This is a genomic window from Alcanivorax sp. HI0083 (genome assembly GCF_001635175.1).
The window spans coordinates 1-809 of sequence record NZ_LWFX01000270.1; the positions used below are offsets into that span (position 1 = coordinate 1).

Annotated in this window: 1 protein-coding gene; it reads right to left on the minus strand. The window is 57.4% G+C overall.

The annotated features are described in order from the left end of the window. Positions 1-362: 362 nt before the first annotated feature. On the minus strand, positions 363-809 hold a 447-nt coding region (locus tag A3754_RS02920; protein ID WP_063518805.1), incomplete at its 5' end, for a peptidylprolyl isomerase.

The following is an 809-nucleotide window of genomic DNA, read 5'->3' on the forward strand; positions in this document are numbered from 1 at the left end:
CTCGCCGTTTGATGGGTTTATCCCGAATACCCGGCACTTTGCCAAACGCTCGACGCCGGATGCCTGACGTAAAACCCCATAGCCTGAGAGGTTGTCGTTGTTACGGCCTCCTGCTTTGACGGGTATTTTGAGGGATTGTCAGGGTCATGATTCAGGCAATTATCGGGTAAGGCATTTTGCGCAGAGAGCATGGCGGCCAAGGTTTTCAGGTTTTGAATGCAAGCGTCTGTCATCGGGCATCCGGCGTCCAGCGGTTGCCAGGGCGGAATAATGTGACACGTTCTGAAGCTGGCTGATCACTCAATTCCGTGATGAACCAAAAAAAGGCTCCCGAAGGAGCCTTTTTTGCGAGCCGTCAGCGATTAGTGATCGTGACCTTCCGGACCATGTACATGGCCGTGCTCTTTTTCTTCGGCGGATGCTTCGCGCACGTCGGTCACTTCCACGGCGAAGTTCAGGGTTTCCCTTGCCAGCGGGTGGTTGCCATCGACAGTCACTTCATCGCCTTCAACGGCGGTGATGGTGAAGATACGCTGGCCGGCTTCGGTCTGCGCCTGGAACTGCATGCCCGGCTGCAGGTTGTCTTCGTTGCCTTCAAAAGCGGTTTTCGGCACTTGCTGAATCAGCTGCTCGTGACGCTCGCCGTAGCCTTCTTCCGGAGTCACGGTGACGTCCAGCTTGTCGCCCGCGGCCTTGCCGACCAGAGCGTTTTCCAGGCCCGGAATGATGTTGCCGGCGCCGTGCAGGTACGCCAGGGGCTCGCCACGCTCGACGGAAGAATCGATGGTTTCACCGGCGTTGTTGGTCAG